This window comes from Cupriavidus sp. 86D6, from assembly GCF_057815095.1.
The window spans coordinates 116,186-136,949 of the sequence record NZ_JBYPSB010000012.1 but is presented as its reverse complement, the minus strand read 5'-3'; the positions used below and the strand labels follow the sequence as shown (position 1 = coordinate 136,949).

The window sequence follows — 20,764 nt, the reverse complement described above, 5'->3', positions numbered from 1 at the left end:
TCACTTATTACAGCCATGAAAACACATCGCCAACTCATCATTCTCGGCTCCGGTCCCGCTGGCTGGACCGCCGCGGTCTACGCCGCCCGCGCCAACCTGAAGCCCCTGGTGATCACCGGCCTGCAGCAGGGCGGCCAACTGATGACCACCACCGAGGTGGACAACTGGCCCGGCGATGCCCACGGCCTTATGGGCCCGGACCTGATGGCGCGTATGCAGGCCCATGCCGAGCGCTTCGACACCGAGGTGGTGTTTGACCATATCCATACCGCCGACCTGTCGCAGCGGCCGTTCCGACTGGTCGGCGACAGCGCCGAGTACACTTGCGACGCGCTGGTCATCGCCACCGGCGCCACCGCCAAGTACCTGGGCATCCCGTCCGAGGAGTCGTTCAAGGGCCGCGGCGTGTCCGCCTGCGCCACCTGCGACGGATTCTTCTACAAGGACCAGGACGTGGTTGTGGTCGGCGGCGGTAACACCGCCGTGGAAGAGGCGCTGTACCTGTCCAACATCGCCCGCAAGGTCTACCTGGTGCATCGCCGCGACACCCTGCGCGCGGAGAAGATCATGCAGGACAAGCTGTTCGCCAAGGTCGAGGCCGGCAGGATCGAGACCGTCTGGCACCATCAGGTGGACGAGGTGCTTGGCAATGACGCCGGCGTCACCGGCGTGCGGGTGAAGTCGGTGATCGACGGCAGCACTCGGGACATCGAGGCCCATGGCTTCTTCGTCGCCATCGGCCACCATCCCAACACCAGCCTGTTCGACGGCCAGCTGGCGATGAACAACGGCTACCTGGAGATCCGCGCCGGCCTGGGCGGCAACGCCACCCAGACCTCGGTGGAAGGCGTGTTCGCCGCCGGCGACGTCGCCGACCAGCACTACCGACAAGCCATCACCTCGGCTGGCTTCGGTTGCATGGCGGCACTCGATGCAGAGCGTTTTCTGAGCCCGGCATAGAGGCATCGGGAACGTCCGGTAGAACCGCCTGGCTATGGGAGGCGGCTCTGCCGGAGCCGTTTGCTCAGCGCAACGGAACGAGAAGCTCGGCGACCAGGCCGCCGTTGTCTCTGGGCATCATCTCCAGCCGCCCGCCGAAGCGTTCGACGATGGCGCGGACGATCGAAATACCCAAGCCAGCACCGTCGCTGCGCTGACGCCCCTGGTCGCCGCGCCAAAAGCGTTGTCCGATTTGCGTGGTCTGCTCCGCGCTCAGGCCTGGACCACGGTCCGCCACTTCCAGCAGGCAGGCCCGCGCCGAGGCATCGAAGCGTACCCGCAACTCGACGGCGCTGTCCGGTGGCGAGTAACGCAATGCGTTGTCCACCAGGTTGCGGATCGCGATCTCCAGCATGGATCGTGGAATGGGGCTGCCCGCGTCACTACCCTCGGTCAGCAGCGTCAGCCGCCCGCCAGCATCGTCGCCGCTACGCTCGATGATGCCGTGGACTACATCCATGACCGAAGCGCACTCGTCACCGTCATGGATCGGTGCTTCGGCGCGTGCCAGCACCATCATCTGGTCCAACGTGCGCCGCAGGCGCTTCACGCCTTGGTCCGCACTGTCCAGCGAAGACCCGACGTCTTCTCCCTCGCTGACCCGCGCCACTTGAAGATGGGTGTCGATCACCGTCAACGGGGTGCGCAGCTCGTGTGCTGCAGCATCCGTGAATGCCCGTTGGTTCGAGAGCGCCCGCGCCAAGCGCCGCAGAAGGCCGTTCATGGCGTCCAGCACCGGTCGCAGTTCCGACGGCGAATGATCCACCGCGATCGGTGACGTGTCGTCCGCGTGCTTGTCGCGTAGTTGCTGCGACAGGGCTTTCAAGGGCGCCAGCCCCCGCCCGATACCGATCCAAAGTGCAACCAGCCCCCCCAGAAAGGCAATCAGAAATGGCACGCCAGCGGCGTACAGCAGATCGTTGATCAAGGTGTCCCGCTGATCGACGCGATCTGCCGTAGTGATCTGGTAGCCATTGGCACGCAGGACATACACCCGCCACTGGTGCCCCAATACTTCCCGAGTGCTGAAGCCGGCCGGTAGGGACTCGAACTCCGAATGCGGCCCAGTGGTCGTTCTTGCCAGAACCTCACCTTGCAGCGACCGGATTTCGCATGCAATGCCTTCCTTGCCGCTGACGCGCACCGCCTCGGTGAAGCCGGATGGGGCGGCGTTCGGGGCCAGCGCCGCACGTTCGAGCAGCCCCGAAACCATGCGCGCGGACATGGCCAGGCGTCCATCGAGGGTCCGGTCGAGATTGGAATGAACACCGCGCATCATCAGGGCGGCGGCGACCACCCACAGCAGGATCAGCGAGAGGCTCGCGATCAACACCGCCCGAAGACGCAGGCTCATGATGAAGGCCTCCATCCCAGGCGGTAGCCCAGCCCGCGCGAGGTCTCGATCGCTTCGGCTCCCAGCTTGCGCCGGATGTTGTGGATATGCACGTTGATGGCGTTGCTGCTGACTTCCTCGCAGAGCCCGTAGATGCGTTCATTGAGGAAGTCCGGCGACACCCAGCGGCCATCCGCACTGGCGAGGTGTGCGAGAAGATCGACCTCCCGGCGCGACAACGTGACGGACTCGCCATGAAGCCAAGCCAGCCCGCTCTCCGGCTCCAGGCGCAAGGGGCCGGCGACGATGACCTGGGCGGCGCGGCCCTGAGTTCGCCTGACCAGCGCATGCAGTCTGGCCGCGAGTTCGCGCAGATCGAATGGCTTGACCACGTAGTCGTCCGCCCCGCCGTGCAGGCCCTTCAGCCGGTGCTCGATCGCGTCGCGCGCGGTGAGAATTAACACGGGAAGATGAGGTTCAAACGCCCGCATGCTGGCCAGCAGGTCCATGCCATCGCGGTCGGGAAGGCCGAGATCGAGCACCAGGGCGTGGAAGGTGTTTTCCTTCTGCATGGCCTCCGCTTCGTGCGCGGTACAGGCGTGATGAACCTCAATGCCGTGCTTGCGCAGGCCTGCCACGATCCCCTTGCCGATCAGCTCATCATCCTCGACCAGTAACACCCGCATTGCTGCTCCATTTCACTCTCACCGAAATAGCATGTTAGGCCAAGAGTTACGGGTGTGTCAGCGAATGAAATGGGTGCCCGTCCACTTTAGTTTCGCTTAATCGGACAGCCGCATCATTCCAAGTGACCTTGCTTGGAGGATTCGATTTGTCCCTATACCGGCGCGTACTCGCGGCCTTGTTGATATGTTGCTCTGCGATCGGCGTTGCGTGGGCGAATTCCAGCCTGCTCCCTTGGGCCAGCAATGATCCGCAGTTTCTGGACGTCGCCGAGGTGCTCCAGCTTCGCCCGGTACAACAGCAGGGCGATGCCTTTTCGATGGAAGGACGTATCGCCGATGACTACTACGTCTATCGGCACTCCATCAAGTTGGTCGATGGACAGGGCCAAGAAATCGACCTGAGTCTGCCTGCTGGAACGCCCAAGCATGATGAATTTTTTGGCGACACCGAAATCTATACGGGCGATGCGCTCCGCCTTCGCTGGCCGTCAACGGTTTCCGGCCCGCTGACGCTGCACTGGCAAGGGTGTGCCGAGGCGGGCATCTGCTATCCGCCCCAAACAATCGCGGTGACGCTTCCCGCCGTAGCGAGCATTCCGTCTCCACCTGCGAACGGCACAACCTTGTCGCCGGCGGCTGATGTCGCCAGCCCTCAAGCGTCATCGCCGACGATGCCGACCGCCAAACCGGACGATGCCGGTGCCGCGTTGGATATGGCCGAGGATCAGGCTGCGGCGCAGAAGCTCGCGACGCTCGGGCCGGTGGCCGGAACCCTGTTGTTCTTCGGTTTCGGCTTGCTGCTGGCGTTCACCCCCTGCACACTGCCGATGATCCCCATCGTCTCGACGCTGGTCGTCGGCAGCCAGGCCAATCCGCGGCGCGCGCTGCTCCTGTCCTCGGCCTATGTCTTGGCGATGGCGGGAACCTATGCGGCCGTGGGCGTGGCGGCCGGACTCGCCGGCGCCAACCTCCAGGCCACGTTGCAATCCCCGTGGCTGTTGGGCGCCTTCGCCGCGCTGTTCCTCATCCTGGCAAGCTCGCTGTTCGGCCTGTTCGAGTTGCGCCTGCCGGCGGCCCTGGTCAATCGCGTCGAATCGGCTGGAAGAGGGAAGACCGGCGGGCGCATCGCCGGGGCCGCGGCACTGGGCTTTCTGTCGGCGTTGCTCGTGGGGCCGTGCATGACCGCGCCCCTGGCGGGTGCGCTGCTGTATATCGGACAGACCGGCAGCGCCTTGTATGGCGGGCTTGCACTGTTCGCGCTGGGCATGGGAATGGGCCTGCCGCTGCTGGCCATCGCCGTGTTCGGTGCCCGGGTCCTCCCGCGGCCCGGCGCGTGGATGGAGCGGGTGCGGATCATCTTCGGCTACGTCATGGTTGGCATGGCGGTCATGATGCTGGCCCGGTTCCTGCCCGGCACGGCGAGCCTGGTGCTGTGGGGTGCGTGGATCTTGTCCATCGCGGTCGGCCTGGTTGCCTGGGGCCAGGCCGTCGCGGCCCGGCATCGGCTGGCCTGGACGCTGCGTTCCGTGGCCGTGTTCGCCGGGCTGTGGTCCGTATTGATGCTCGTCGGTGCCGCGTCAGGCGGAGAGTCTGCCTTGCAGCCTCTGGCGCATCTGCGCGGAGCCGCCGCCGCGCCCGCCGCTGCCGAGATGACCTACGTTCAGGCGAAATCCGCCGCGGACGTGGATGCCCGCATCGCCGAGGCCGGCGCGCGCGGCCAATGGACGTTGATCGACTTCTATGCCGACTGGTGCGTGAGTTGCCACGTGATCGAGCGCAATGTCTTCGGCAATCCGGCCGTGGCCGCCCGTCTGGCACAGGTGCAGATCGTGCGCCCGGATGTGACCCGCAACGACGCGGAAGATCAGGCGCTGCTCAGGCATTGGCAGGTGCAAGGGCCGCCCACGCTGATTCTGGTCGGGCCTGATGGCCAGGAACGTCGGGCACAGCGCGTCGTCGGCGAAATCCACGCAGGTGGCTTCCTGGAACGGCTCGACGCCGCGGGGGCGCCATGATCGGGATTGGCCCGTTTTCCATCGACGTGGTGATCGTCGCCGTCTCCGCCTTGCTGGCCTGGACCGTGGCACGCATGCTGGCGCGCCGGTTGCCCGACTCGCCCTACAAAGCCGCAGGCAGCCTGCTTCTCGATGCGCTGCTCGTAGGTTTGATCGCTGCCAGGCTCGGCTACATCGCGCGCTGGTGGAAGGACTATGCCCAGGCTCCCTGGTCAATGATCTCGATCGGTGATGGGGGATTCCTATGGTGGGCCGGCCTACTGGCGGCATTGCTGTTCGCCGGTTGGCGCACGCGCTCGATCCGGGCGCTGCGGATGCCAGTCTTCGCAGGTGTCTTTGCCGGGATCGTGGCGTGGGGGGCTGCGGGCGGCGTGGTCGAGCTGCTGCGGCGTTCCGCACCTCCCTTGCCAGATGTGCAACTGGCCATGCTCGACGGACAACCGATTGCCCTGAATTCGTATGCCGGTCGGCCTGTCGTCGTCAATTTGTGGGCGACCTGGTGCCCCCCGTGCCGAAGGGAAATGCCGGTACTACAGCAAGCGCAGTCAGTTTTTCCGGGGATCGCCTTCGTCATGGTCAACCAAGGCGAGCAGGCCTCGGTCATCCAGAGTTTTCTCGAACAAGAAGGACTGGTGTTCAACCACGTGCTGCGTGACCCGGCATCCGACACGATGCGGGTGATGGGCGCGCGCGGGCTGCCCACCACGCTCTTTTTCGATAGCGATGGGCGCTTGGTGGATACGCATATGGGCGAGCTGACCATGGCCAGCCTCAAGAACACCATCACGCGCCGCTACGCGCAAGAGTCCAGCCCCAACAGCACAAACCAGGAGTAACAGCCCCATGTTCCAACACCACACACGCTATCGAATCCCTCTCGGGCTCTGCTTCATGCTGATGGTGGGTTGCAGCCAGGCGGAGAACGCCAATACGCCACCCGCTAATACTCCGCCCGCCAATCTGCCCCCCGCCGTCAAGGCGCTGGAGGATCAGGGCCTGACCGTGATGACGGAGTTCGACGCGGGTAAAGAAGTGCGCGCCTTTGCCGCAGTCGCGGGCGACCAGCCGATCGCGGCCTACCTCACCAAGGACGGCCATGTCATCGTCGGCACGCGGCTGGACGCCAAGGGCGATCGGATCGACGATGCCAAGCTACAGGAGCTGGTCGCCAAGCCCATGGGAGACCGCGCGTGGGCGCAGTTGGAGTCATCCACCTGGGTGCTCGATGGCAAGGCCGACGCCCCTCGCGTGATCTACACGTTCAGCGACGCCAACTGCCCGTACTGCCATCGTTTCTGGGAAGCCGCCCGGCCCTGGGTGGATGCCGGCAAGGTTCAGTTGCGCCACGTGCTGGTCGGCATCATCAGCCAGGACAGTCCGAACAAGGCGGCCGCCATCCTTGGTGCGCCTGACCGCTCCGCGGCGCTGCTGGAGAACGAGAACAAGTTCGACCGGGGCGGCATCACGCCGGCCAAGACCGTCCCGGCCGACGTGCGCAAGATTCTGGAAGACCACCAGATGCTCATGCTGACGCTGGGGTTCCGCGGAACGCCGGGGATCGTCGTCCGCGATGAGAGCGGTGCACTCAAGAAGTACAACGGCATGCCCCGCCCAGAGGCCATGGCCGAGGTGCTCGGTCCTCGCTGATGACGCGGCCGAAGGTGAGAAAGGCAACCTGCAACAGGACGGTGGCGCCATGCTGATCGGGGCGCTGCTGGGGGTGCTCATCGGCGCGCTATTGGGCCTGACCGGCGCCGGCGGCGGCATCCTGGCCGTGCCGGCCCTGGTCTTCGGATTGGGCATGGCCATGCGGCAGGCCGCTCCCGTGGCGCTGATCGCGGTGGGGGCTGCCGCAGCAGTCGGGGCGCTGCAAGGCCTTCGCCAAGGCATTGTTCGCTACAAGGCTGCGGCCGTCCTCGCGGCATCGGGGGTCGTCGCATCTCCCTTGGGAATACGCCTGGCCCACCATTTGCCGGACACCTGGCTTGCCGCAATATTCGCCGCCGTCATGGTGATCGTGGCCCACCGCATGTTCCGCTCGTCGCAAGGCCACGCCTCGGAGCCCGGGGCAACCGCGCCTCCTGGCAAGGCGTGCCAGGTTTCCGCCGAGACAGGCCGCTTCGTCTGGACCTCGCGGATGTTTCTGACACTCGTCGCGATCGGCGCTGTGTCTGGCGTGTCCACAGGCATGCTGGGAGTGGGCGGCGGCTTCATCATCGTGCCCGCACTGACCTACTTCAGCGAGCTGCGCGTGCATAGCATCGTGGCGACGTCGTTGATGGTGATCGCGCTGATATCTGCGGCAACCGTCTCGATGGCCTGGGCACAAGGGTTCACCATGACCCAAGGTGCCTGGGCGTTCTCGCTCGCGGCGGTTGGCGGCATGGGGATCGGGCGACTGGTCGCGCCGCGCATCCCAGCAAGGGAGCTGCAGCGCGGATTCGCCCTGACATGCGTGCTGGTCGCGGCCTTGATGGTCGTCCGCAATTTTTCGTAGGCACACGCGCCACCTGGAGACGGCTCCGGTGGCGGTTGACTTTGGTATGGGAACATCATGCAGACATTGAAAGTGGATATCGCGATCATCGGCGCGGGCACCGCGGGGATCACGGCATTTCATGCAGCGAGGGCCGCGGGCAAGAACGTAGTCCTCATCGATCGCGGGCCGTTGGGGACAACCTGCGCCCGCGTGGGCTGCATGCCGTCCAAGGCAGCTCTGCATGCGGGCATGCGGTGGTCGACCGCGAAAGGCCTGCCCGAAGGCAGCGCACTGTTGCAACCACATGGCCCGCAAGCATTGTGGCTCCACGCTAGGCAAACGCGGGACGCGCTGGCCAGCGGTGCTGCGCAACGGACGCGCAACGCGGCAGGAGACCAGCTGATCATGGCCGAGGCGCGCTTCATTGCTCCCGGTGTCTTGCAGGCCGGCCCCTATGTTGTCGAGGCCGACGCCGTGATCGTGGCAACCGGCTCCCGCCCCATCATCCCGCGCTTCCTGGAGGGCGTGTCCGACCGCATCCTGACCACCGATTCCCTGTTCGAGCAGGACGTGCTGCCCAAGCGCATGGGTATTCTGGGCCTGGGCGCGATCGGTCTAGAACTGGGCCTCGCGCTGTCGCGCCTGGATGTTCAGGTGATCGCGGCCGACCAGCGCGAGACCATTGGCGGAATCCTCGATCCAGAGGTGCAAGCTGCCGCCCGCCAGAGGTTCAGCCAGGAGCTTCCGATGTGGCTGGGCGGGTCGGTCGAGATCGACGACGCAGGCGAGCAGATACGCATGCGCCAGGGCGATCACAGCGCCTGCGTCGATCGCCTTCTGGTCGTGACCGGGCGCACTCCCAACACTGAAGCACTGCACCTCGGTGCTGCGGGGATTGCTCTGGATGAACATGGACGTCCACACGTCGACCCGCAGACCATGCGCGCAGCGGACGTGCCTGTGTACTTCGCCGGCGATGTCCAACCCGACCGACCGCTGATGCACGAGGCGGCGGACGAGGGGCAAATGGCCGCGCACGCCGCACTGGCCGGCCTGCACGGTCAAGCCTGGTCGGTACCCGCGCGCCGGGTGCCGATCGCGATCCTGTTCACCGACCCGGACGTGTGTTCGGTCGGCCTTTCGCATGAGGCTGCACAGCAGCGCGGCGCCATCATCGGCGTGGCGCAAGGCGGGGGCAACGGGCGCTCCAAAATACTGGACGCCCAAGACAACCTACTGCGCATCTACGTCGCCCCGGACAGCGGCGCCGTGCTCGGGGCCAGCATGCTGCTCACGCAGGGCGAACACCTGGCGCACTTGCTGGCTTGGGCAATCCAGGCGAAGCAGAGTGTCAATGATCTACTGGCAATGCCGTTCTACCACCCCTCCATCGAGGAGATGCTGCAAAGCGCATTGAAGTCGGCATTGCAGCAGCTAAACCCGTAACCGAACCTCTTTCCTCGCTATCACGCCTGAACCATCATGAGCCAAGACATCCAGAACCAAGCATTGAAAGTGATTCTGCATGCGCCGACTCCGCCAGCACTGGAGCGCGCGCGCAAGAATGCAGTCAATCTCCTGCGCGACGCGCCCGAGACCGAACTACGCATCGTCCTTAACGCAGAGGCTGTCGAGTCCGCGCTCGATCAGGCACACACAGACGTGGATACGCACACCTGGGTGTGCCCCACGACACTGACGCGAATCGGAAGAGAGAACCGACCGCCGCTTCAAGTGATGGAGGGTCCAGCCGTCATCGAGATAGCGCGCATGCAACGAGCGGGATGGGTCTATATCAGATCGTAGCAACAGGCCGCCAACGCGGCAGAAGGGGGAAAGGGCATGGAACTGCGCCATCTTCGCTACTTTGTCGTCTTGGCTGAGGAACTGCATTTCACACATGCAGCCGAGCGTCTGCACATCGAGCAGCCACCACTGTCCCGAGCCATCAAAGAGCTTGAGGATGAATTAGGTGCAACGCTCTTCGACAGGGATCGGAGAGGAACACGCCTGACTCCAGCCGGATCGGCGTTCTTGCAAGACGTGCGGAGAGTATTCTCGGCTTTGGAACAGAGCCGGGAGAACGTCAGGGCGATTGCTGCGGGCTTACAAGGCAGCCTACGCATCGCCATATCTGATGGCACTGTTGACCCGCGCCTGTCCGCCTACCTCGCCCACTGTCGCGAAGAAGAACCTGAGATAGAAATCCGGCTGAGCGAAGTTCCTCTGTCGGAGCAGTTGCGTGGGCTGCGATCGGTTGACTTCACGATCGGCTTTGCCCATACCGCAGAGGTTGGCGATGAAATCATCGCGGAGCCAATATGGCATGACCCGCTGATCTTGGCAGTACCCGCGCGACATCCACTTCTTGCTCATAAGGAGGTGCCACTTACAAAGCTTGCTTCCTATCCGCTCGTGCTGTGCGATCCGCAAGTATGCGAAGGCTACAGCCGCGAGCTGACACGGCTGCTGCGGCTACTGGAGCAAGAACCGAACGTCGTCGAGCACGCATCCTCATTGGACATGATGCTCACTTTGGTAGGCGCTGGATATGGGCTTGGTTTCACCACGGCGGCGAGGCTCGCGGTCAGCCACCGTGCAGATGTCGTTGCCCGTCCTTTAGCGGCGGATTCGGCCGTGATCACCACCTATCTGCTTCGGCCACACAGCGACACTTCATGCCCAGCATTGGAGCGCTTCATTACTCGACTGCGCTCCCAGGCGGACGGATAGAAGTCCATTTCCGGTACGGCGTTAGCCTGCGTCGGCATGAAGATTGCGTTCCGTTGCAGCCATCAGCTCGGTGCCACTCATCTTGAGTGCCGCGGCAACTTTCAGGATCACGGACAGCGAAGGCAAGTGCTCCCCGCGCTCGATCTTGCCCATGTGCGAACGCTCAATACCGGCCAGTGCCGCCAGCTCCTCCTGAGCAACACCCTGATCCATACGAAACGCGCGCACGGCCTTGCCGAATGCCAAGGCTGGCTCGGCTTCATATCTGGTGGTGCCTGGGGGACGGCCTCGTTGAACAGTACGCTTCTGCATTAACAGAAGCGTCGAACAGTCACGAGAATTTAACCACGTTAAATTTAACTCACAAGTATCATATGGGGCTGTTTTCTTAATCAATTCTCTTCTTGGGGGCTCTTATGCACGACGCCACGAGTCGATTCCCCCGTCTCAGACTTGCCGTAGCACCGGGCGTACCGTCATCGCATCTTTCAGCGCTTCTCGCGCTTCAACGCGCGGAAGAGCCAGAGGTCGCCGTCTCGTTTTTTGAGGTTGCACGTGACGTTCTGCTTCAGGGGCTTCGTGAAAGCCGCTACGACGCAGGGATGTCGCTTGAGGGGGCCAGCGACCCAGCCCTCAAGACGCAACCTTTGTGGGCCGAGAGCATGGCCGTCGCCGTGCCGCCGCGGTTCCATTTACTCGACAGGGCAAAGCTCACCATCGCCGATCTCCAGGGCTACCCGATCTATCGCTGGCAGGCCGAGGCTTGCCCTCTGCTAGATGAGAGGCTGATCTCCCTAATGCCGTTGGACCAGGAGAACATCCAGCGGGTGACTTCATTCGAGATGCTGGCGCTATGGGTTGCGGCTGGCTACGGCGTCGGGGTATCCGCGCGAGCGCGCATTGACCATGGTCAGGGATGGGGGATCACCATGCGGCCGCTCTCTGACGGTCCCTATGAGATGGTCACGTACCTGCACCGGCCCCACGCGCAAGCCGACTCCGTTTCGGAGCGCTTCGAGCAGAGAGCGCTGCAAATCACCGGGGCTGGTGCCACGTAACAACGCCCCTTTGGCCGGGGCCATTTCCCCGGCCAAAGGATGATGCACGGGGATCAGGCCCCCTCAAGCACCACCGCGTTGTCCACCAGCCTACGGACGCTCTGCCGCACATCTTCGGGGATAGGCTGCAGGGCAAAGGCCTCGGGCGCATCCTCACGGCGCTTGTAGTCGCCCATGATGACCCGGATGATCGCGGGCACGTTGGTCGGCGTGACCACATCAATGGCCGCGCGATCCCCCAGGTCCGGGTGCGGCTGGGTCAGCATGCGGTACAGGTCCCACGAGTCCGCATGCGGGCACTGGTTCATGAGCGTCTGGGCCAGCCTGTGCTTGAGCGGCACCAGTTGCCAGTCGGGAACACGCTGCCCTCGGTTGCCCAGGCTGATGGACAGCAGCTTACCCGCCTTCAGTTCCCGGTTGATCTGGTCTTTGGACTTGCCGGCCAGCTTGCCGAACAGCGGGACAGGCAGATTGTTCGGCGATTCGTACATGGCCAGCATTTCTTCGCGCTCGCGCTGGATGGCGGACACTTCCGGTTCCGGGGCATGCGTGGGAGGCGGCGGCACCTGCGACAGCCGCTGGAACGTGATTCCGCCGCTGTTCGAGGTCACGACGATGGGCGTTGCGACCACTGGCGGGACGCTAGGGACAACGGGCTCGGACACCGTGGAGGCCGCACCCACCGCTTCGTCCGCTTCCGCCATCGCCGGCACCCCATCGATGCGGATGGTCAGGTGCGCGCTCGCGGCTTCCACTTGGCCCTGTTCAAGCAGGTCCAGGCGGTCAGCCCAGTCTTGCATCATCCGGCGACGCGGTTCCACGTACTTGGCGTGGTTGTAGGCCGAGCTGACCTTGTTCGGATCGGAGTGCGAAAGCTGCGCGTCCACCCAAATCTTCGGGTAGCCGATCTCGTTGAGCGCCGTCGAGATGGTGCCGCGGATGCCGTGGCCGGTCAGGCGCCCCTCATACCCCATGAGCTGCACGGCCTTGTTGAGGGTGTTCTCGCTGATGCGCTTCTTGAGTTCGCTGCGGTGCGACAGCAGGTACTTCTGCGCCGGCCGCATCACGCCCAGGAGATAGCGCACGATCTCGATGGCCTGCAGGGACAGAGGCACGATGTAGGGCGGCACGTCCTGCGGCCGCTTGCCAGCCTTGCGCATTTCGTCCTGGAGCTGCTTGACCACCTGCGGCGGGATGATCCACAAGCCGCGGTCGAGGTCAAACTGTTCTGGTTCGGCCAACCGCAACTCGCCCGTGCGCACCCCCGTCAGGAACAGCAGCCGGACGCCAAGCTGAGTCTGCCAGCCCCGAGGGTTGTAGCACCGCAGCTTCTGAAGAAACTCGGGCATCTCGGGCAGGTGGAGGTAGGGGTTATGGGCCACCGGGGGCTTGGGTTCGGCCACCACATCCAGGTCCGCGGCCGGGTTGACTTCCAGCCCCTCGGCGATCACCAGGGCATAGCGGAACAACTGGTTGAACCAAGTGCGGACCTTCTCGGCGGTGGTGAACGCCTTGCGTTTCTCGATCGCCGCCAGAACGCCCAGGAGCTGGGGGCGGCGAATGTCGTAGACCGACATCTTCCCCAGGGTGGGCAGCACGTCCTTGTTGAAGATGCGCAGGATCTGCGAGAGCGTGCTCTGGCGGCCCTCCTTGAGTTCCTTGCGGCGATGCTCGACCCAGGCATCGAAGACGTTCTTGAAGGTATATTCGCCTGCCAGCCTGGCCGCGTGCCGACGCTGATCGCGTTCGATTTGGGGATCGATCCCCCTGGCGAGCAGGGCTTGGGCCTTGTCTCTCTCGGCGCGGGCCTCGCGCAGGCTGAGGGCGGGATAGCCGCCGAGGGACAAGCGCTTCTGCTTGCCCAGCCAGTAGTAGCGGAAGATCCACGACTTGCCGCCTGCGGCAGAGACCATCAGGCCCAAGCAGTCGTTGTCGGAGATGGTGTAGCGCTTGCCGGTGGTCCTTGCCTGCCGGACGGTCAGATCAGAGAGTGCCATTTCGAGGCTCCTAAGTTATGACTTAGGCTCTATGCTCGTCATGGTTCCCGCTCAGCCCCAGCAACTATCCGGTAGCCGCCCCACCCGTATTCTTGTGCCTCAATTGGTCACTCAAAAACGGTAGCTGTGGGTGGATTTCCGTGGCGCTCGCTGGAATGAAAAAAGGGGCCGAAGCCCCTCTTTTCAACGACTTACAGACGTCAGTAGAAGTCTGTAGATCATAACTTGGAGCGGGACATCAGCTTCGAAATGCCGTGCAAGAGGATCAGCACGCCCAGCACGATACGGAGAATGGCTTTGCCCAGGTCTTGCGTTCCTTGCGTGCGACTCATCGCGATGGCTCCTTGCGGTTTGATGCAGGCGCATGTGACCTGCACAACTACCTTAGATCGTGCCAGCGTGAAGGTAAAGGCGCAGCGCCAACGGGAAGCGCCGGCCTGGACTCAGTCCGCGTCCGCCTTCTGGGTGCCCGATCGCGCGGGCGGCGGCGCGGTGGGCGGCGCCGCATGCATCGGCACACCGGTCGTCGTCATCATGCCCACCTTGCGCGCGTGTTCCGGCAGCACTTCGGCCAGGAAATCGAGGAAACGGCGCAGTGCCGGCGTAACGCCCTGCCGGGACGGAAACACCGCGTGCAGCACGCCCATCGGCAGGTCCCACTGGGGCAGCACCACTGCGAGGTCGCCGCGCTCGACATCGTCGCGGCAGTACATGCGCGGGAGCATGGCGACGCCCACGCCGGCGATGGCCGCCTCGCGCAGGATCGCGAACTCGTCGGACACCAGACGCGGGTCGTATCCGATATGGACGGGCTCGCCCGCCTTGTCGAACAACGTCCAGACATGGCGCCCTTCGTGCGGTTTCTGCGCCACCCCGGGCATGCCTTCCAGCGCCTGCGGCGTGCGCGGGCGGCCAATGCTGTCCAGCAGCGCGGGGCTGGCCACCAGCTTCATGTCGCTCCGGCCAAAGGTGCGCACGGCCAGGCTGGAATCGTCCAGCACATTGCGCACGCGCAGGGCCAGGTCATAGCCCTCGCCGATCACGTCAACCCGGCGGTTCGTGGCATCGATCTCCAGCTGGACACCAGGATTGGCGCGCATGAAGTGGCCGATATTGGGCGCCAACAGGATCTGGACGATGGCCACGGGACAACTGATCCGCAGATGACCGCCCGGCTGCTCGCGCGCCTGATCGATCACTTCACGCGCCGCCTCTGCGGCCTGCAGCATGTCGCGGCAATGGGCGTAGTAAGACTCGCCAAGCGGCGTCACACGCACCTGACGCGTGGTCCGGCGCAGCAGCTGGACGCCCAGATCCCGCTCCAGCTGGGCGATGCGCCGGGACAGGCGCGATTTAGGCACCCCCGTGGCGCGACTGGCTGCGGAAAAGCTGCCGTGCTGCACCACCTGGGCAAACAGCGACAAATCGTTGAGATCCTGCATGGTGGGCGCTCCGTTGCATCGATAGAACAATCATTTGCATTTTGCCTCACTACCGGCATCAATGGCCAGACTATATCTTTCAGCCATCCCAACCGAACTAGTGGAGCCAGACAATGAACATCCTGCAGATCGATTCGAGCGTACTGGGCGACAACTCCGTCTCGCGCAACCTGACCGCCAGCATCGTGGCCGACCTCGTGGCCCAGAACCCCAGCGCCAAGGTCACCGTGCGCGACCTGGACCGTGAAGCGCCGGCCCACCTCGGCAACCACCTGCTGCCCGTGCTGGGCGGCCCGAAGGACGGCCTGAATGCCGCCCAGCAGGCCGAACTGGACATCACCGAGGCATACCTGGCCGAATTCCTGGCCGCCGACGTGCTCGTGATTGGCGCACCGCAATACAACTTCGGTATCCCGAGCCAGCTCAAGGCCTGGATCGACCGCATCGCGCAAGCCGGCCGTACGTTCCGCTACACCGAGAATGGTCCGGAAGGCCTGGCCAAGGGCAAGAAGGCCATCGTGGTGTCGTCGCGCGGCGGCGTGCGCCAGGACGGCGCGGCGCTGGACCTGCATGAAGTGACTGTCGACGTGGTGCTGCGCTTCCTGGGCATTACCGATATCTCGTTCGTCCGCGCCCACGGCCTGGCCATGGGTCCGGAAGCCCGCGAGGCTGGCCTGAGCACGGCCAAGACCGAAATCGCCGCCCTGAACGACGCGCTGCGCGCCGCCGCCTGAACTGCCTGATTGGTTCCAGCCGGTTGTCGACTGGAGCCGTCACCCCGCCTCCGTGAAGTACCGGCGCTGATCCCCGTGGCGCCGGCTGCTGTCTGAGACAGGTATCCCCATCAGGGGTACCTGTCATTTTTTTGCCTGTACGCAGCGTGCGGGCCGCTGTAGGCATCGACCTACAGGGATCGCGGAAGTCACCCGGCTCGCCCCCCGGCGCAGATGGGTCTATGATGGTTCGACTGTCTGGACAACCTGCCAGCCAGCCCTGCATCCGCCGTCATCCGGGAGTCTGCATGACCGCCGCCGCCTCAGCCCTGCTGCCTGCCACCGCCAGTCATCCGCCGCACGAACCCGCCCTGCTGAGCCAGTATCGCCATGTGCGCGCCGCCACCGAGGCGCTGGTGGCTGACCTGTCCGATGCCGACGCCACCGTGCAGTCGATGGACGACGCCAGCCCCGCCAAATGGCACCTGGCCCATACCACGTGGTTCTTCGAGGAGTTCGTGCTTGGCGCACGCATCCCCGACTACGAGCCGGTGGACCCGCAGTATCGCTACCTGTTCAATTCCTATTACGAAGCGGTCGGCGCGCGCCATCCCCGGCCACGGCGCGGGCTGCTGACCCGACCGTCGCTGGACGAGGTGCTGGCCTACCGCGAGGCCGTGGACGACAGCATGTTCACGCTGCTGATGTCGGCCCAGACCGACGACGAAGCCGCGCTGATCACGCTGGGCCTGCATCACGAGCAGCAGCACCAGGAACTGCTGCTGACCGACATCCTTCATCTGTTTGCCCAGAATCCGCTGCGCCCGGCGTACGCGCCGGCCTTGGCGGTGCCGGTGGTGGCCGATCCCCGCCCCGCGCCCGACTGGATCACGCTGCCCGGCGGCATCGTCACGGTGGGCCATGGCGACGACGACTTTGCGTTCGACTGTGAAACGCCGCGCCACCAGGTGCTGCTGCAGCCGTATGCGCTGTGCTCGCACCCCGTGAGCAACCGCCAGTGGTTCGAATTCATCGAGGACGGCGGCTACCAGACCGCCGGGCTGTGGTTGTCCGATGGCTGGCGCTGGGTCTGCGACAACCGCATCGAGGCGCCGCTGTACTGGGAAGACCGTGAGGGCACCTGGTGGCACATGACGCTGCGCGGCATGCAGCCGGTTGACCCGGAAAGCCCGGTCACGCATGTGAGCTTCTTCGAGGCCGACGCCTTCGCGCGCTGGGCCGAACGCCGCCTGCCGACCGAAGCCGAATGGGAACACGCGGCCCGCAACCTGCCCGCGACCGGCAATTTCATCGAAGGCCGCTCGCTGCGGCCGCTGCCGGACCGGCAGAACACGTCGGGCGTGCTGCGGCAGATGTTCGGCGATGTCTGGGAATGGACGGCCAGCGCCTTCTTGCCCTACCCGGGCTTCCGGCCCAGTGCTGGCGCGGTGGGCGAATACAACGGCAAGTTCATGAGCAGCCAGATGGTGCTGCGCGGCGGGTCGTGCGTCACCCCCGAATCGCACATCCGCGCCACCTATCGCAACTTCTTCTACCCGCACCAGCGTTGGCAATTCACCGGGGTGCGGCTGGCGGACGATGTTTGAGGGCTGACGCCACGCACTCAATGGCCTGCGTGGCCATGGGCGTCCGGCGGCGCGTCGTTCAACGCGTAGCTCGTGCTGCGTCCGCCGCCAACCGCCTTGCGCAGCGCCCCGCGCGCCACCAGATCGTTGATGTCGCGCAGCGCCGTATCTGCGGAGCATTTGGCAATGGCCGCCCACTTGCTGCTGGTGAGCTTGCCCTCGAAGCCGTCCAGCAGCCGGTTCAGCACCTTGACCTGCCGGGCGTTGAGCGCCTGCATGCCCCAATGACGCCAGAATCGTGCCTTGGCCAATACGTCGTCGAGCGTGGCGTGGGCCTGCTGCACGGCACGCAGCAACGTTTCGAAGAACCACGCGAGCCACGGGGTGACATCCATCGAATCCTTCTGGGTCCGCTCGAGGATGTCGTAGTACGCATTGCGCTCACGCTGGATCTGCGCTGACAGGCTGTAGAACCGCTGCAAACTGCCATCGGCACGGGCCAGCATCAAGTCGCCAATGGCGCGCGCGATACGCCCATTGCCGTCGTCGAACGGGTGCAGCGTCACAAACCAAAGATGGGCCAGGCCGGCCCGGACCAGCGGCGGCTCGACAGGCGGGCCATTGACCCAATCCAGGAATCGCGCGGTCTCCGCCGCCAGACGCCCGGCCGGCGGCGCTTCGAAATGGACGCGCTGCCGGTGCAGCGGTCCCGAGACCACTTGCATCGGGCCCGCAGCGTCGTCGCGCCATTGGGCGACGTTGATCGAGGACAGCCCGGAGTAGCCGGTAGGGAAAAGCGCCGCGTGCCAGCCAAACAAACGCGCCTGGCTGACGGGGGTCCGGCAATTGGCCGTGGCATCGAGCACCAGTTCGACCACGCCCTCGACGTGGCGATCTACCGGCGCCAGCGCGCCGATGTCGACGCCGAGTCTGCGCGCGATCGACGAGCGAACGGAATGCACGCTGAGATGCTCGCCCTCGATTTCACTCGTCTTGACCACGTCATCGGTCAGTGCGGCAAGACAGGCCTGGTCGCGCAGGCCCATGCCGACATCGGACAGCCGTCCCAGCAGCAGCCCCTGCGCGTGGCTGGCTTCGGCCATCGGCGTCGCCAGCGCACCGGCGTCGTATCGCCAAGTGGGCCAGTCGGGTGCCTGCCAGATGTAGGTGTATTCGCCGCGATTCATGCGGAGATTATGGTGGCTATTCCCCGCAAGAACAAGCTAATCACCGCAGAATTTGCGGTGATTAGGGGCCGCGATCGCCGTAAGTGCTTTATTCGCTGCAGTTTGTGAGCTGAACGACCACGATTTTCTGCGTCTATGTCGGCCCCTGAGTATGCATGCACAGGGCCGGAACGGCCTTCGAGCATTGCGATCCATGGTGGCCGTTAATTGCGTTTATGTGCCAAGCACAGCCGATGCCCTTCATCCCTCCCGCAGCCTCCGCCAAAGCGTGGTGGCGCTGATGCCCAGCTGGGCGCAGGCGGCGGCACGGTTGCCGCCGCACTCGGCCAGCACGCGGCGGATGTGTTCGGCCTGGCTTGCCCTGGCGACGCCGGCCAGCGATTGCGTCCCGGCAACACCCGCCAGCCCTGCTCCGCCCGGCTCGGGCATGTCCGTTGCCGGCGGCTGCAGGACGGCCATGTCGTGCCCCGAAAACAGTTCCGGGACAGCCGCCTGCAGTTCACGCTGCAGCGCGGCCGGGGCCAGGTCCGTCCCGGCGACGAGCACGGCGATGCGTTCTGTCACGTTTTCGAGTTCGCGGATGTTGCCCGGCCAGATATAGCGGGCCAGCCGCCCGCGCACTACGTCGGGCAGCGGCTCGGGCGTGTCGATGCCCAGCCGTTCCTGGGCACGCCGGTACAGCAGCGCGGCCAGCGCCGGCAGGTCGGCCGCGCGCTCGCGCAGCGGCGGCATTTCGATCCGCAGGATATTGAGCCGGTAGTAAAGATCCTGGCGGAACGTCCCTTCGCGCACCAGCGCGGCCAGGTCGCGGTGGGTGGCGGCGATCACGCGGACGTTGACCGGCACGGCTTCCAGACCGCCAATCGGCAGCACCTGCTTTTCCTGCAGCACGCGCAGCAGCCGCGTTTGCAAGGCTGGCGGCATGTCGCCCACTTCGTCCAGGAACAGCGTGCCGTTGTGGGCCGATTCGAACAGGCCGGCCTTGCCGCCGCGCCGGGCGCCCGTGAACGCCCCTTCCTCGTAGCCGAACAGTTCGGATTCGAGCAGTGCCTCCGGAAATGCCGCGCAGTTGACGGCAACGAACGGAAACGCGCGGCGCGGGCTGGCATCGTGCATGCCCTGTGCCAGCACCTCCTTGCCGGTGCCGCTTTCCCCGCTGACCAGCACCGTCGAATCGACCACCGCGTAGCGCCGCGCCAGCGCCCGCAGGTCGCTCATGGCGGGGGAATCGCCGGCCAGGTCGTCGAGGCTGTAGCGCACGCCCGCCGCGCGGGCCCGCGTACGCGAGCGCAGGTTGCGGTCGGCGCGATGGATCGCATTGGCGTCCTGGATCGTCAGCACCGCCCCCGAAGCGCCAGACTCGCCGACGATCGGAATGCGGTTGACCACCACCATCCGGTCGCCCAGCCGGTGGATCGCCTCCAGCTCGCGCGCGCCGCTCTGCATCACGCCATCGAGCGACAGGCCCGGTGCCAGCGTGGACAGCTTGCGCCCCACGGCCGCGCCGGCCGGCGTGCCCAGGAATCGCTCCATCGCCGGATTGAACGCCTGCACGCGCCCTTCGGCGTCCACGGCCGCCACGCCTTCGTTCAGGTGGGCCAGGATGGCATTGACGTAATCGCGCCGCGTGGATTCGATACGCCGCAGCCGCGCGGCCTCGATCGCATCCTCCAGCGCCAGCCGCACGGCGTTGCCGGAATACAGGAACACGCCCATCAGCCCGTACTTGTCGGCCAGGTCGGTCACCATGCCGGGCCCCACCACCACGCGGATGCCTTCTTCCTTCAGCGCCCGCACGCGCGCCGTGGCATCGTCTTCGGTCAGGTAGGTATAGCGGGGAATATCGAGCCCGAACGCACCCACGAAGTCGTCCACTTCGGCGTACGTGGACGCATGCGTGACAAGGGCCACCTTGGGCGAAATGCGTCGCGCGGTGGCCAGCGCACTCATGACGTCGAAGCCGGTGACCTTGACCAGCACCACGGGCACGTCCACGTGCTGGCGCAGGTAGGCGCCGTTGGAGCCCCCGGCCACCACCACATCGACGCGGTTCTCGCGCGCCTCGCGGTTGATGGCGCTGGCCGCCGACTCGAACGCCCGCCCGACGATGCGGAATTCCGCGCGGGCGGCGTACGCCGGAATCAGGTCGGCGAAGGCGCGCGACAGGCGGCTGATCCCCATCGCCCAGATGCGCGGACGCGCACCGGGAACGGCCGGGGAAGCCGGGTTCAGCGGGATCGGGGCAGGCAGCGACGACATGGCGGCAGGACGCAAGAGATCGGTTTGCCGATTGTGCGCGCCATCGCAAAGCATTTCAACTTTGAAATCCAAAGATTGCATGCCTGCAATGCACAAGCGCATTATTGTGATGCAAGCGGCCTTTCATGTGGGCGATGACTGGCCGTCGACATCACCTAAGCCACTGACGCATAAGGGTTTCTGCCTACCGGAATGCCGCCCGGGCGGCGCGGGGCTCGCGTTTCAGCGGGCTGGCACACCCCTTGCGCTAAAGAGCCGCCCTGCCTCCGAAGCAGGA

The 20,764-nt window shown here is 65.1% G+C and carries 18 protein-coding genes and 1 pseudogene; 11 read left to right on the top strand and 8 right to left on the bottom strand.

Annotated features, from left to right (window positions below; translation table 11 throughout):
* The first annotated feature begins 15 nt into the window (after positions 1 to 15).
* The gene (gene trxB, locus AC3G88_RS22545; protein WP_041106370.1) at positions 16 to 960 is read left to right on the top strand and encodes a thioredoxin-disulfide reductase; all 945 of its coding nucleotides are present in this window, start codon (positions 16 to 18) and stop codon (positions 958 to 960) included.
* A 64-nt stretch (positions 961 to 1,024) separates the two neighbouring features.
* Here the strand turns inward: trxB and AC3G88_RS22540 are convergent, their stop codons facing one another.
* Positions 1,025 to 2,353: an ATP-binding protein gene (locus tag AC3G88_RS22540; protein WP_023082240.1), complete on the bottom strand. Its 1,329-nt coding sequence runs from the start codon at positions 2,351 to 2,353 to the stop codon at positions 1,025 to 1,027.
* Positions 2,350 to 3,018, bottom strand: a complete 669-nt coding sequence (locus AC3G88_RS22535) for a response regulator (RefSeq protein WP_023082239.1) — start codon at positions 3,016 to 3,018, stop codon at positions 2,350 to 2,352. Before AC3G88_RS22535 ends, AC3G88_RS22540 begins: the two co-directional genes overlap by 4 nt.
* Positions 3,019 to 3,140: 122 nt before the next feature.
* Between AC3G88_RS22535 and dsbD the strand changes: the two genes are divergently transcribed.
* The 7 genes from dsbD to AC3G88_RS22500 are packed head-to-tail and all read left to right on the top strand — an operon-like array spanning position 3,141 to position 10,245.
* Complete coding sequence (gene dsbD, locus AC3G88_RS22530) at positions 3,141 to 5,033, top strand: protein-disulfide reductase DsbD (protein WP_434990626.1); 1,893 nt, start codon at positions 3,141 to 3,143, stop codon at positions 5,031 to 5,033.
* Complete coding sequence (locus tag AC3G88_RS22525) at positions 5,030 to 5,869, top strand: TlpA disulfide reductase family protein (RefSeq protein WP_023082237.1); 840 nt, start codon at positions 5,030 to 5,032, stop codon at positions 5,867 to 5,869. Before dsbD ends, AC3G88_RS22525 begins: the two co-directional genes overlap by 4 nt.
* A gap of 7 nt (positions 5,870 to 5,876) precedes the next feature.
* Entirely contained in the window at positions 5,877 to 6,680 is an 804-nt protein-coding gene (gene dsbG / locus AC3G88_RS22520; protein WP_023082236.1) for a thiol:disulfide interchange protein DsbG, read from the top strand.
* 49 nt (positions 6,681 to 6,729) lie between these two features.
* Positions 6,730 to 7,530 carry a sulfite exporter TauE/SafE family protein gene (locus tag AC3G88_RS22515; protein ID WP_023082235.1) on the top strand — a complete coding sequence of 267 codons (801 nt, stop codon included), beginning with the start codon at positions 6,730 to 6,732 and terminating at the stop codon, positions 7,528 to 7,530.
* 57 nt (positions 7,531 to 7,587) lie between these two features.
* Positions 7,588 to 8,958 (top strand): dihydrolipoyl dehydrogenase, encoded by a 1,371-nt coding sequence (locus AC3G88_RS22510; RefSeq protein ID WP_023082234.1) that lies wholly within the window; start codon positions 7,588 to 7,590, stop codon positions 8,956 to 8,958.
* A gap of 36 nt (positions 8,959 to 8,994) precedes the next feature.
* Positions 8,995 to 9,318: a DsrE family protein gene (locus AC3G88_RS22505; protein ID WP_031668797.1), complete on the top strand. Its 324-nt coding sequence runs from the start codon at positions 8,995 to 8,997 to the stop codon at positions 9,316 to 9,318.
* A 36-nt stretch (positions 9,319 to 9,354) separates the two neighbouring features.
* On the top strand, positions 9,355 to 10,245 hold the full coding sequence (locus tag AC3G88_RS22500) for a LysR family transcriptional regulator (RefSeq protein WP_023082233.1): 891 nt from the start codon (positions 9,355 to 9,357) through the stop codon (positions 10,243 to 10,245).
* Positions 10,246 to 10,266: 21 nt separating this feature from the next.
* On the opposite strand, the gene AC3G88_RS22495 is transcribed toward AC3G88_RS22500, so the two are convergent.
* A complete protein-coding gene (locus AC3G88_RS22495; protein WP_031668796.1) occupies positions 10,267 to 10,557 on the bottom strand; it encodes a helix-turn-helix domain-containing protein in 291 nt (96 codons plus the stop codon).
* A gap of 104 nt (positions 10,558 to 10,661) precedes the next feature.
* On the opposite strand from AC3G88_RS22495, the gene AC3G88_RS22490 reads away from it, so the two are divergent.
* Positions 10,662 to 11,303 carry a substrate-binding domain-containing protein gene (locus tag AC3G88_RS22490; RefSeq protein WP_031668795.1) on the top strand — a complete coding sequence of 214 codons (642 nt, stop codon included), beginning with the start codon at positions 10,662 to 10,664 and terminating at the stop codon, positions 11,301 to 11,303.
* A gap of 53 nt (positions 11,304 to 11,356) precedes the next feature.
* Here AC3G88_RS22490 and AC3G88_RS22485 read toward each other — a convergent pair whose 3' ends face one another.
* The 3 genes and pseudogenes from AC3G88_RS22485 to AC3G88_RS22475 all read right to left on the bottom strand — a co-directional run bounded on the left by AC3G88_RS22485 (position 11,357) and on the right by AC3G88_RS22475 (position 14,742).
* A complete protein-coding gene (locus AC3G88_RS22485; protein WP_023082230.1) occupies positions 11,357 to 13,300 on the bottom strand; it encodes a tyrosine-type recombinase/integrase in 1,944 nt (647 codons plus the stop codon).
* A gap of 233 nt (positions 13,301 to 13,533) precedes the next feature.
* A pseudogene (locus AC3G88_RS22480) lies at positions 13,534 to 13,632 on the bottom strand (GntR family transcriptional regulator); the annotation flags it as partial.
* Positions 13,633 to 13,743: 111 nt separating this feature from the next.
* Positions 13,744 to 14,742, bottom strand: a complete 999-nt coding sequence (locus AC3G88_RS22475; RefSeq protein ID WP_488893987.1) for a LysR substrate-binding domain-containing protein — start codon at positions 14,740 to 14,742, stop codon at positions 13,744 to 13,746.
* Between the two features lie 113 nt (positions 14,743 to 14,855).
* On the opposite strand from AC3G88_RS22475, the gene AC3G88_RS22470 reads away from it, so the two are divergent.
* Both AC3G88_RS22470 and egtB read left to right on the top strand, forming a co-directional pair.
* Positions 14,856 to 15,476: an FMN-dependent NADH-azoreductase gene (locus tag AC3G88_RS22470; protein WP_153947746.1), complete on the top strand. Its 621-nt coding sequence runs from the start codon at positions 14,856 to 14,858 to the stop codon at positions 15,474 to 15,476.
* A 287-nt stretch (positions 15,477 to 15,763) separates the two neighbouring features.
* Positions 15,764 to 17,062 carry an ergothioneine biosynthesis protein EgtB gene (gene egtB, locus AC3G88_RS22465; RefSeq protein ID WP_488773084.1) on the top strand — a complete coding sequence of 433 codons (1,299 nt, stop codon included), beginning with the start codon at positions 15,764 to 15,766 and terminating at the stop codon, positions 17,060 to 17,062.
* A 17-nt stretch (positions 17,063 to 17,079) separates the two neighbouring features.
* On the opposite strand, the gene AC3G88_RS22460 is transcribed toward egtB, so the two are convergent.
* Both AC3G88_RS22460 and prpR read right to left on the bottom strand, forming a co-directional pair.
* Complete coding sequence (locus tag AC3G88_RS22460; RefSeq protein ID WP_488773085.1) at positions 17,080 to 18,228, bottom strand: Fic family protein; 1,149 nt, start codon at positions 18,226 to 18,228, stop codon at positions 17,080 to 17,082.
* A gap of 240 nt (positions 18,229 to 18,468) precedes the next feature.
* On the bottom strand, positions 18,469 to 20,409 hold the full coding sequence (prpR, locus tag AC3G88_RS22455; protein ID WP_488773166.1) for a propionate catabolism operon regulatory protein PrpR: 1,941 nt from the start codon (positions 20,407 to 20,409) through the stop codon (positions 18,469 to 18,471).
* Positions 20,410 to 20,764: the final 355 nt, after the last annotated feature.

Excerpts from the sequence above, each read along its gene's own strand:
- AC3G88_RS22505 (WP_031668797.1), top strand. The coding sequence starts at position 8,995 with ATGAGCCAAGACATCCAGAACCAAGCATTGAAAGTGATTCTGCATGCG.
- dsbG (WP_023082236.1), top strand. The coding sequence starts at position 5,877 with ATGTTCCAACACCACACACGCTATCGAATCCCTCTCGGGCTCTGCTTC.
- AC3G88_RS22500 (WP_023082233.1), top strand. The coding sequence starts at position 9,355 with ATGGAACTGCGCCATCTTCGCTACTTTGTCGTCTTGGCTGAGGAACTG.
- AC3G88_RS22470 (WP_153947746.1), top strand. The coding sequence starts at position 14,856 with ATGAACATCCTGCAGATCGATTCGAGCGTACTGGGCGACAACTCCGTC.
- AC3G88_RS22515 (WP_023082235.1), top strand. The coding sequence starts at position 6,730 with ATGCTGATCGGGGCGCTGCTGGGGGTGCTCATCGGCGCGCTATTGGGC.
- prpR (WP_488773166.1), bottom strand. The coding sequence starts at position 20,409 with ATGGGGATCAGCCGCCTGTCGCGCGCCTTCGCCGACCTGATTCCGGCG.
- AC3G88_RS22490 (WP_031668795.1), top strand. The coding sequence starts at position 10,662 with ATGCACGACGCCACGAGTCGATTCCCCCGTCTCAGACTTGCCGTAGCA.
- AC3G88_RS22460 (WP_488773085.1), bottom strand. The coding sequence starts at position 18,228 with ATGAATCGCGGCGAATACACCTACATCTGGCAGGCACCCGACTGGCCC.
- egtB (WP_488773084.1), top strand. The coding sequence starts at position 15,764 with ATGACCGCCGCCGCCTCAGCCCTGCTGCCTGCCACCGCCAGTCATCCG.
- AC3G88_RS22540 (WP_023082240.1), bottom strand. The coding sequence starts at position 2,353 with ATGAGCCTGCGTCTTCGGGCGGTGTTGATCGCGAGCCTCTCGCTGATC.
- AC3G88_RS22475 (WP_488893987.1), bottom strand. The coding sequence starts at position 14,742 with ATGCAGGATCTCAACGATTTGTCGCTGTTTGCCCAGGTGGTGCAGCAC.
- AC3G88_RS22535 (WP_023082239.1), bottom strand. The coding sequence starts at position 3,018 with ATGCGGGTGTTACTGGTCGAGGATGATGAGCTGATCGGCAAGGGGATC.
- AC3G88_RS22525 (WP_023082237.1), top strand. The coding sequence starts at position 5,030 with ATGATCGGGATTGGCCCGTTTTCCATCGACGTGGTGATCGTCGCCGTC.
- trxB (WP_041106370.1), top strand. The coding sequence starts at position 16 with ATGAAAACACATCGCCAACTCATCATTCTCGGCTCCGGTCCCGCTGGC.
- AC3G88_RS22485 (WP_023082230.1), bottom strand. The coding sequence starts at position 13,300 with ATGGCACTCTCTGATCTGACCGTCCGGCAGGCAAGGACCACCGGCAAG.
- AC3G88_RS22510 (WP_023082234.1), top strand. The coding sequence starts at position 7,588 with ATGCAGACATTGAAAGTGGATATCGCGATCATCGGCGCGGGCACCGCG.
- AC3G88_RS22495 (WP_031668796.1), bottom strand. The coding sequence starts at position 10,557 with ATGCAGAAGCGTACTGTTCAACGAGGCCGTCCCCCAGGCACCACCAGA.